The sequence below is a fragment of the Sulfitobacter sp. HI0129 genome, from assembly GCF_001635395.1.
Taxonomy (GTDB): Bacteria; Pseudomonadota; Alphaproteobacteria; order Rhodobacterales; family Rhodobacteraceae; genus Sulfitobacter.
Window position 1 is genome coordinate 1 of sequence record NZ_LWGH01000100.1, and the last position, 9569, is coordinate 9569.

Sequence of the window (9569 nt, forward strand, 5' to 3'; positions counted from 1 at the left end):
TCGGGCAGGAGCCGGTCTTTGAAAGCCCCATCAATCAGGGCACCCACTGCGCCAAGGGTGCGGCCGCGCGCGAAACCGCCGTGGGCGAACGCCGTCTGAAATATCCAATGAAAAAGGAAGGCGGCGAATGGCGCCGCATTTCGTGGGATCAGGCGATATCCGAGATTTCATCGGAGCTGCTGCGCATCCGCGAGGAATCCGGCCCCGAGGCCGTGGCATGGATGGGGTCGGCGAAATTTTCCAACGAACAGGCCTATCTGTTCCGCAAGTTTGCGGCCTTCTGGGGAACGAACAACGTCGACCATCAGGCCCGTATCTGCCATTCCACCACCGTCGCCGGTGTGGCCAATACATTCGGCTACGGCGCGATGACGAACACCTACAACGACATCCGGAATTCCAAGTCGATCATCATCTTCGGCGGCAACCCGGCAGAGGCGCATCCCGTGTCGCTGCTGCATGTCCTCAACGGCAAGGAAAACGGCGCGCCGCTGATCGTGGTCGATCCGCGTTTTACCAGAACCGCCGCCCATGCGGATGAATTCGTCCGCATCCGGCCCGGTGCCGATGTCGGTTTCATGTGGGGGCTTGCGCGGATCATCCTCAAGAACGGCTGGGAAGACCGGGAGTTCATCGAAAGCCGGGTTTTCGGGCTGGAGGACGCGCTCGACGAGATTGAAAAGTGGACACCGGAAGAGGTGGAGCGCGTGAGCGGCATCCCCCCGGAGCAGACCGAGCGGGTCGCGCGGATGCTGGCCGAAAACCGGCCCGGCACACTGATCTGGTGCATGGGCCTGACGCAATCGACGATCGGCAACAACAAGACGCGGGCGGCGTCGATCCTGCAGCTTCTGCTGGGCAATATCGGCAAGGTCGGCGGCGGCGCCAATATTTTCAGGGGCCATGACAACGTGCAGGGGGCGACCGATCTGGGCGTGTCCTGTGATACGCTGCCGGCCTATTACGGGCTGACGGAAGGCGCATGGCGGCATTGGGGCCGCGTCTGGGATGTCGAGTATGACTGGCTCAGGTCGCGCTTCGGCTCCAAGGAGCTGATGGAAAAGCCCGGCGTGCCGGTGAGCCGCTGGGCCGACGGCATCCTGGAGGACGCCGAGAGCTTCAAGCAGCCCGCGCCGCTGCGCGCGATCACCTTCTGGGGTCACGCCACCAACAGCCAGACCCGCGGACCCGACCGCAAGCGCGCGCTGGAAGAGGCGGACCTTGTCGTGGTCGTCGACCCTTTCCCGACCCAGACCGCCGTGGAGGCCGAGCGCAGCGACGGCATGTACCTTCTGCCTGCGGGCACGACGCTGGAAATGCATGGATCGGTCACCAATTCCAACCGGTCCCTGCAGTGGCGGGACAAGGTGCAGGAGCCTGTATTCGAGGCCCGCGAAGATTACGAGATCGTCCGGATGCTGGCGGATGCCCTGGGCTTCGGCGAGGAATTGTTCAAACATATCTCGATCAAGGACGGTGTGCCCGAGGCGGAGGATATCCTGCGCGAGATCAATCGCGGGACATGGACTATCGGGTATACCGGGCAGAGCCCGGAGCGGCTGAAGCTGCACATGGAGCATCAGGACAAGTTCGATTCCGTCACGCTGAAGGGCATGTCCGGTCCGGTGGAGGGTGAATATTACGGGTTACCCTGGCCAAGTTGGGGGCGGTCGGAGATGGGCCATCCCGGCACGCCCATTCTTTACGATACCACCAAACCGGTCGCCGAGGGCGGGCTGCCCTTCCGCGCCCGCTGGGGGGTGACGCACGAAGGCCGCAACCTGCTCGCAGAAGACAGCTTCACCAAGGGGTCGGAGATCGAGGACGGCTATCCCGAGCTGACCATGGGCATGCTGGAGGCGCTCGGCTGGCTGGATGAGCTGACCGCGCGGGAACGTCTGATCGCGGTTTCGGTCGCGACGGACAGGTTCCGCTGGGAGATGTTTAACATGTCCGAAGCCGATGCGGCCGCCGCGATGGATGCGCTGGAGACGGAGGCAAAGCGCCTTGGGTCCGGCGGATCGGACGCGTCGGGCGGTGACGGGGGCGGCGAGGATATCGGAACGCGTTTTCCGGATTATCCCGAGCGGGCGCTGACGGCCATTGAATCCTATCTGGCCAACAACCCGCAGGAGGATGCGCCGGAGGATCTGTCGGTGGCCGACAAGATCAGGCGCGTGAACTGGAAAACCGACCTGTCGGGCGGGATCCAGCGGGTGGCCATCGCGCACGGCCTTGCCCCCTATGGCAACGGCAAGGCGCGGGTGCTGGTCTGGAACTTCCCCGACCCGGTGCCGCTGCACCGGGAGCCGCTATATACCCCGCGCCGCGACCTGCTGCCGCAGTACCAGACCTTCGAGGATCAGGTGGTTTGGCGTCTCCCGACGCTCTACCGCTCGATCCAGGAGGTCGATCACGCGGCGGACTTCCCCCTCGCGCTCACATCCGGGCGTCTGGTCGAATTCGAAGGCGGGGGGGACGAAACGCGTTCCAACAAGTGGCTCGCCGAATTTCAGCAGCAGATGTTCGCGGAGATCAATCCCGAAGACGCGGCCCGCGTCGGGATCACCCATGGCGAGCCATGCCGCGTCAGCACACCCGAAGGCACGGTTCAGGTCGAGGCGCTGGTCACGAAACGGGTTGGCCCGGGGACGGTGTTCATGCCGTTTCACTTCGCCGGGATGTGGATGGGCGAGCGTATCGCGGACCGCTACCCCGAAGGCGCGGCGCCCTTTGTGATCGGCGAGGCATCGAACACGGTGCAGACCTATGGCTACGATCCAGTGACACAGATGCAGGAAACGAAAGCGACCCTGTGTCGTATCGAACCCGCGTAAGGAGGCAGAATGGCACGCTTGAAATTTCTTTGCGACACCGAGCGTTGTATCGAATGCAACGCCTGCGCGACGGTCTGCAAGAACGAACACGAAGTTCCCTGGGGCATGGTGCGCCGCCGGGTGGTGACGATCAACGACGGCGAGCCGGGCGAGAAGTCCGTCGCCATATCTTGCATGCATTGCACCGACGCGCCCTGCGTCGCGGTCTGCCCGGTTTCGACCCTCTACCAGACCGATCTGGGCATCGTTCTGCATGACAAGGACACCTGCATCGGCTGCGGCTATTGCTATTACGCCTGCCCCTTCGGTGCGCCGCAGTTTCCACGCTCCACCCTTTTCGGCACGCGCGGAACGATGGACAAATGCACCTATTGCGCGGGTGGCCCGGAAGAGAACGGCAGCGAGGAAGAGTTCAGGAAATACGGCCGTAACCGCATTGCGGAGGGCAAGCTGCCGATCTGCGCGGAGGTCTGTTCGACCCGCGCGCTGCTGGCCGGTGACGGTGAAACCATCGGAGAGATCTACCGCGAGCGCGTCATCGCACGGGGCTTCGGCTCCGGCGCCTGGGGATGGTCCTCCGCCTATTATCCGGATGATCGGGGATGAGTGACGAGGTAAAAATCCATGGCCGGGATTTTACGGCCTATCGCATCGGCGGCGCCATCGCGGCGCTGATCCTGGGCTTTCTGTTGATCTGGCAGGTATGGGAGCTGTTCGACGATGACAGCCTGACGGTGCCGGAGGTCCATTGGGGCGCTGCATCGGGCGAGGGGGAGACCGACGGTGTTGAAATCCAGTCAGGTATCATTGCCAGCGACGTTCTGCGCGCCCGGACAAAGCTGCAGGATGAACGGTTCCGGTCCGGCCCGTCGCCGGATGCCGAAGTGCCCGAATATGTCATCGGCGGCGGGCCGCGGCTGATTGAATCCCCGATGGGGGAGGAAACCGGCGTCGGCTTCACGGAAGCTTGGGCGCAGATGGACGGAGAGACGGCGACGATGGTGCGAGGGCCGCAGCGGGTCTTTGGCATCTCGTCTCTGCCCTATGCCGGGGCCGCTTTGTTCGAGCGGCCGGATGGGCGCAACTGGCGCTTTGGCATGGCGGATTTCGTCACGCATCTGGGCGCGCTCGCGATCCTCGGCTTCAGCTTCCTGCTGGCGCTGATCCTTGCCATCCGGGGCCGCGTGCCCATCGCGAAAGGGCGCAGTGGCAAGACCGTGAAACGCTTCGGCTTTCTGGAACGCGCGAACCACTGGATGACGGCGGTCAGCTTTCTGGGGCTTGCGCTGACCGGGCTGGTGATTGCCTACGGCGATACCGTGATCCGCCCCTTCGGTGAGCCGCTGCTGGGCGATCTCGGCTGGCTGTCGACCTGGGGGCATGTGCTGTTCTTCCCGACATTCACGCTGGGCGTGCTTTTCATGATCCTGAAATGGACCTGGGGCAACCTGCCCAGCCGGCTCGATATCCAGTGGCTCAAGCGGGGAGGGGGGTTCTTTTCGGACGATCCCGACAACCCGCCCGCGCGCAAGTTCAATGCCGGTCAAAAACTCATCTTCTGGTCGGCGGTGATCGGCGGGCTGATCATGATCGGCACGGGCATCACGCTGATGTTCCCGTTCTACTGGCTCGACCTTGAAGGGATGAGCTGGGTCATGCTGATCCACGCGGGCATCGCCGTCATGCTGATCGCGATTTTTATCGGTCATATCTACATCGGAACCGTCGGCATGCAGGGGGCGATCGAAGCCATGTGGGGCGGCAAGGTCGACCGGAACTGGGCCGAGGAGCATCACGAGCTCTGGCTGGCCGAGATCGAGGACGGCACGGCAAGACGCGAAGGGAGCCGGTGACATGGGTGCATTTCTGACGGGGCTGGCCGCAATCACGCTGGTATCGGTGGCGACATGGTTCACGCTGCAAAGCTTTACCGTGACCACGGTTGAACGCTACGACGGCACCACGGTAACGGTGTCTGACAAGGCGAGTTCCGGCGAGGCCTGGGAATGACCGGGGCACGGACCCTGCGGAAGGCGTGCTGAAGCGGTTACGGTCCGGTGCCTTGTGCCGGATGCCTCAGGGCAGGATCCGGCTCGCCTCGAACGCCACGAAGGCGCTGCCGGCCAGAAGGGCCGCGACAATCACCAGCGCGCCGCCGATCACCATCGCCGAACCGCTGGAACGGTCCAGCACCGCGATATGGCCCTGCGGTTCGTTGAAATAGGTCCGGCCCATCACCCGCGCATAGTAGAAGAGCGAGGCGACGGTATTCGCCGCCGCCAGCACCGCGAGCCAGAGATAGCCGCCCTCGATCGTTGTCAGGAACAGCGCGAGTTTGCCCAGGAACCCGACCGTGGGCGGGATGCCCACCAGTGACAGGAAAGAGATGACCAGCACCGTGGCCACGAGCGGGCGCTGCTTTGCCAGACCGTCGTAATCGGAAAGCGCCGTGCGGCCCCGCAGATAGGCAACCACGGCAAAGGCCGTCAGGTTGCCGATGGCATAGCTGGCGATGAAGGCCAGCAGGGCGGTAAGCGCATCGGGGCTGAGGCCCAGAACGGTCACCGCCATCAGGACGTACCCGGCCTGCGCCACCGACGACCAGCCGATGAGCCGCCGCATATCGTCCTGCCAGAAGGCGGCGAGATTGCCGAGCGTCATCGTAGCCGCGGCCAGCACCGCGATGAGCGGGCGCAGGCCGAGCATTTCGGGCGGCACGAGCTGCACGAGCCGCGCCAGTGCGATCGCCGCGCCGATCTTGGGCACCACGGTCAGGAACGCCGCCGAGGGGACAGGCGCGCCCTCTGCCACATCCGGCAGCCATGCATGGGCGGGCACGGCACCCAGCTTGAAGGCCACGCCGGTGATCGTCAGTGCGAAGCCCACGAAGAGAAGGGGGGAGAGGCCCGTGCCCAGGGCGAGCGTTGTCTTGATCTCCGCATAGGCGGTGGAGCCGAGCAACCCCAGCATCAGCGTGACGCCGGTGATGAGCAGCGCGTTCGACAGCGCCCCCATGAGGAAATATTTCATGCCCGCCTCGACGGAGAGCGCCCAGTCGCGGTGCCATGCGGCCAGCGTGTACCCCGTGACCGAGGAAAGCAGCACCGCGATGGTCAGTTGCAGCAGATCACCGGCCCCGGCCATCGTCATGGCGCCTAAGGTGGCGAGCAGCAGGATCGTGTAATATTCCCCATGCCTCGGATCGGTCCGGAACCAGCCGGGCGACAACAGGATGCAGAAGGCGGCGCCCAGCAGGATCATCAGCCTCGCCCAGAGGCTCGCCCCGTCCAGCGCCCATGTGTTCGAAAAGGTGAACCGGGTTTCGCCCAGCTGGGCCAGTATCAGGACAATCGCGATGGCAATGCCCGCAAGCGCCACCAGCGCCGCCCCCGCCTGAAGACGGCGCGGTGCGAAGACCGCGAAGAGCAGCGCAAGCACCGCCGCGACGATGATCGCTATTTCGGGGAAGACGTCGCTGATCGGCACGGTCAGCCCCCTATGATGGCGGATGTGCTGCTGCCGATCAGGTCAAGAAGCCAGCGGGGATAAATACCGATCAGGATGACCAGCGCGAGTATCGCGGCAAGGATGCTGCCTTCGCGCAGGCTGACATCGGGAAAGCCTTCGCGCGCTTTCGGCAGCTCGCCGAAGAAGACCTGTTGCAGCAGCCGCAGGAACAGCGCGGCGGTGATCAGGATGCCCAGCAGGCCGATGGCCGCGATCAGCGGGAAGACGGCGAAAGTGCCGACGAAAATCTGCACCTCGGCCACGAAACCCGCCAGCCCCGGCAGGCCCAGACTGGCGAAGGAGGCGATGACGGCGGCGGTCGTCAGGCGCGGGGCGACTTTGGCAAGGCCCCCGTAGGCGTCCATGTCATAGGTTTCCGCCCGCGCCCAGAAGCCCCCGGCAATCAGAAAGAGCGCGCCGGTGATCAGCCCGTGGGCGACCATTTCGACGACGGCGCCCGTCAGCGCCATTTCGCGTGCGCTTTCCGAACCGCTCAGCAGTGCCCCGGCGGCGGCGATGCCCAGAACGGTGTAGCCCATGTGGTTGACCGAGGTATAGGCGATGCGCCGTTTCAGATCGGTCTGGCCAAGGGCGACAATCGCCCCCCAGAGGATCGACGCAAGCGCGACGAGCGCCAGCGGCAGGGCGTAATCGGCAAAGGTATCGCGCATCATCTGGAAGGGGATCCGCACCAGCCCGTATGTCCCCATCTTCAGCAGCACCCCGGCAAGGATCGCCGAGGCGGGCCCCGGCGCCATCACATGCGCGGGCGGCAACCACGTATGGACGGGAAACAGCGGTGCCTTGATGGCGAAACCGGCGACGAACCCCAGCAGGATCAGCCCGCCGCGCAGGTCCATCCCGGCGAGCGGCTGGGCCGCGATCAGGGCGCGCATGTCGAAGGTGATCGGGTCCATCGTCAGCACCAGCCCGATGATCGCCAGCAGGATCGCGAGCGAACCGGCGAGCGTGTAGATGAAGAACTTGAGCGCCGCGCCCTGTGCATCGCCGTGCCCCCAGCGCCCGATGAGGAAGAACATCCCCACGAGGCTGAGGTCGAAGAAGACGTAGAAGATCAGCAGGTCGAGGACCATGAACAGGCCCAGCGAGACCGATTCAAGAAACAGGAACCATGCATAATAGGCGCGGGGGCGTTCGGGGTTTTCCATGGGCCATGCGATGCAGCCGATGAAGAGAAACGCGCTCATCAGCGAGAGCGCCAGCGACATGCCGTCCACGCCGACGCGCCACGCAACGCCGAGCGCGGGTATCCATGGCGCTTCGGCATAGAACTGGAAGGCGGGCGCACCCGCGCCGGTATCGAACCCTGCCCAGACGATCAGCAGCACGAGGAACGTGAGGGCCGAGGTGGCGACCGCGATGATGCGGGCCGCGGAATGGCTCGTATTCGGCATGAAAGCCAGAAACAGGGCACCCAGTATCGGGATCAGGATGGCGAGTGTCAGCATGTCATGCTCCTGCGGCGAGAATGGCGATTACGGCGACAACGCCGCCGACGATGTAGGCGTAATAGTGGTGCGAAAGGCCGGTCTGCAGCCGCCGTAGATCCCGGCCCAGCATGCCGGTCAGGCTGGCGCTGCCTTCGGGGAGCCCGTCTGAAAGCGCCTCTCCGAAGCGATCGGTGACATGGGCCAGCCAGTCGCCGAAGCGGGCGGTGCTGCGGATACCCATGTCGACGACGCGATCATCCGTTCTTGCGATCGCGGCGGCTGCCCTGCGGCCAAGCGCACCAATCCCGCGCGGGCCTGCATCGATCACGGTGTCGTCGATCCACGCGCCTGTGCGGGCGAGCGCCTCGGCCGGGCGTACCACAAGAACCGTGACGAGCTGGGGAAGCCCCAGCCATTCGGCGGCGGCAGCGGCGGTGCCGTGGGCGCCCAGTGCAGGATGCCGCCGGACCAGATAAACACCGCTCAGCACACCGGCGGCGATGAAGGTGAAGGACAGGATCATGAGCAGCGTGCTGCCCTTGGGGAGCGTGCTGTCCAGCACTTCCGCGAACGGTTCGGAGACCGGTTTGAACCACAGGAGGCTGGCGGTCAGGGTCATGAAGGACAGCAGCGCAAGGCCGATGATTTCGGCCCATCCCGGCTTTTCAATGGTCCGGTCGTCATCGCTTTTCCAGCCGAAGGCCAGAAGCAGGAACCGGGTGGCATAGGCCGCGCTGAGCGCGCCGCCGATCATCACCGCGACGGGCAGCCAGTATCCGGTGTGTTCGGTCGCCTTGATGATCTCTTCCTTGCTCCAGCCGCCGCCGGTCGCGGGAAAGCCTGCGAGGCCAAGTGCTGCGATGGCCGTCAATACGGCCGCCACGGGCATCGCCCGGCCCAGCATCATCCGGTCGAGCCGGTAGCCGCCCACCGCATCCCCCGCGAGGCCCGCGGCAAGGAAAAGCGGCGCCTTGAAGGTCGCATGCACGATCAGGTGGAAGATCGCGATCGCCGGATAGCCCACCCCGACGGCGATGAACATGAACCCGAGCTGTGCCGAGGTGGAGGCCGCCAGCAGCCGTTTGGCGTGATTTTGCAGGACGCCGACAACCCCGCCGACAAGGGCCGTGACCAAACCGATGGTGATCGCCGTGGCATCGAACCCCGGCGCCAGCGACAGGGAGGGCTGAAGCCGGGCGAGGATATAGGTACCCGCCGCCACCAGTGTCGCCGCGTGAAGGAGGGCGGATACCGAGCTGGGGCCCGCCATAGCCCTAAACAGCCATGTACCGAAGGGAACCTGACCCGCCTTCGACGCCGCCGACAGCAGGATGCCATAGGCCACGACCCATTGAAGCGGCCCTTCCAGCGTCTCTATCCCGGCGTATTCGAACGATCCCGTCCCGGCATAGAGCGCCATGACGGCGGCAAAAAGACCCAGATCGCCGAAGCGTGTCATGACGAAGGCGTAAAGGCCCGAGCGGGGGTTCTCGATGTCCTGCCATTTGTGCGAGATCAGCGCCCACGAACAGGCGCCGATGAGCTCCCACCCCATGATCAGCGTCAGCAGGTCATTGGCGACGACGACCAGTTCCATGCCCCCGGCAAAGAGGATCATCAGCCCGACGAGACGCCCGAGGCCCTTTGATTTTTCGTGCTGCGCGGCGTGGAAGATAACGGCCAGCGCGACGACGGGCACCATCAGCGCCACCGCTGCCGATATGGGCGTGAAGGCGGCGGAAAGGCGGATCGCGTCGGACCAGATCAGGCTGCC

7 protein-coding genes are annotated in these 9569 nt (G+C 64.8%); 4 read left to right on the forward strand and 3 right to left on the reverse strand.

Annotated elements, in window-relative coordinates:
- From A3764_RS00955 to A3764_RS25010, 4 genes are all read left to right on the forward strand, one after another.
- The coding region (locus A3764_RS00955; RefSeq protein ID WP_067951048.1) for a formate dehydrogenase subunit alpha at positions 1 to 2837 on the forward strand (2837 nt) is incomplete at its 5' end.
- 9 nt (positions 2838 to 2846) lie between these two features.
- Positions 2847 to 3443: a formate dehydrogenase FDH3 subunit beta gene (gene fdh3B / locus A3764_RS00960; RefSeq protein ID WP_067926920.1), complete on the forward strand. Its 597-nt coding sequence runs from the start codon at positions 2847 to 2849 to the stop codon at positions 3441 to 3443.
- Positions 3440 to 4690, forward strand: a complete 1251-nt coding sequence (locus tag A3764_RS00965) for a formate dehydrogenase subunit gamma (protein ID WP_082851164.1) — start codon at positions 3440 to 3442, stop codon at positions 4688 to 4690. Before fdh3B ends, A3764_RS00965 begins: the two co-directional genes overlap by 4 nt.
- Before the next feature lies 1 nt (position 4691).
- Entirely contained in the window at positions 4692 to 4847 is a 156-nt protein-coding gene (locus A3764_RS25010) for a hypothetical protein (RefSeq protein ID WP_161487258.1), read from the forward strand.
- Between the two features lie 66 nt (positions 4848 to 4913).
- On the opposite strand, the gene A3764_RS00970 is transcribed toward A3764_RS25010, so the two are convergent.
- From A3764_RS00970 to A3764_RS00980, 3 genes are all read right to left on the reverse strand, one after another.
- Complete coding sequence (locus tag A3764_RS00970; RefSeq protein ID WP_067926917.1) at positions 4914 to 6323, reverse strand: NADH-quinone oxidoreductase subunit N; 1410 nt, start codon at positions 6321 to 6323, stop codon at positions 4914 to 4916.
- Positions 6324 to 6325: 2 nt separating this feature from the next.
- Positions 6326 to 7813 carry a complex I subunit 4 family protein gene (locus tag A3764_RS00975; protein WP_067926914.1) on the reverse strand — a complete coding sequence of 496 codons (1488 nt, stop codon included), beginning with the start codon at positions 7811 to 7813 and terminating at the stop codon, positions 6326 to 6328.
- Between the two features lies 1 nt (position 7814).
- The coding region (locus tag A3764_RS00980; RefSeq protein ID WP_067951051.1) for an NADH-quinone oxidoreductase subunit 5 family protein at positions 7815 to 9569 on the reverse strand (1755 nt) is incomplete at its 5' end.

Bases quoted from the DNA above. Each gene is read 5' to 3' on its own strand.
- fdh3B (WP_067926920.1), top strand. From the start codon at position 2,847: ATGGCACGCTTGAAATTTCTTTGCGACACCGAGCGTTGTATCGAATGC.
- A3764_RS00965 (WP_082851164.1), top strand. From the start codon at position 3,440: ATGAGTGACGAGGTAAAAATCCATGGCCGGGATTTTACGGCCTATCGC.
- A3764_RS25010 (WP_161487258.1), top strand. From the start codon at position 4,692: ATGGGTGCATTTCTGACGGGGCTGGCCGCAATCACGCTGGTATCGGTG.
- A3764_RS00975 (WP_067926914.1), bottom strand. From the start codon at position 7,813: ATGCTGACACTCGCCATCCTGATCCCGATACTGGGTGCCCTGTTTCTG.